The following is a 387-nucleotide window of genomic DNA, read 5'->3' as shown; positions in this document are numbered from 1 at the left end:
CAGCATGCCCATTGCAACCCCAGAGATCTACTCCGAGATGATCGACCGCGCCAAGGCGGGCGGCTTCGCGTTCCCGGCCGTGAACGTGACGTCCTCGCAGACGCTCAACGCCGCACTCCGCGGTTTCGCTGAGGCCGAGTCGGACGGCATCGTCCAGGTGTCCACGGGCGGGGCTGCTTACTGGTCCGGTGCGTCCACCAAGGACATGGTTGCCGGTTCCCTGGGCTTCGCCGCGTTCGCCCGCGAAGTGGCCAAGAACTACGGCGTGAACATCGCCCTGCACACGGATCACTGCCCGAAGGACAAGCTGGACGGTTTTGTCCTGCCGTTGCTGGCCGCGTCCGAGGCCGAGGTCAAGGCCGGCCGCAATCCGATTTTCAACTCGCA

General features: G+C 65.4%; 1 protein-coding gene. It reads left to right on the top strand.

Annotated elements, in window-relative coordinates; genetic code table 11:
• Positions 1-4 precede the first annotated feature (4 nt).
• Positions 5-387, top strand: a 383-nt coding sequence (locus NQJ30_RS18900) for a class II fructose-bisphosphate aldolase (RefSeq protein ID WP_255771850.1), incomplete at its 3' end; no start/stop codon positions are given.

Source organism: Pseudarthrobacter sulfonivorans, assembly GCF_024391045.1.
GTDB lineage: Bacteria > Actinomycetota > Actinomycetes > Actinomycetales > Micrococcaceae > Arthrobacter > Arthrobacter sulfonivorans_B.
The sequence above is the reverse complement of the archived record's forward strand: the minus strand, read 5'-3'. Positions and strand labels throughout refer to the sequence as shown.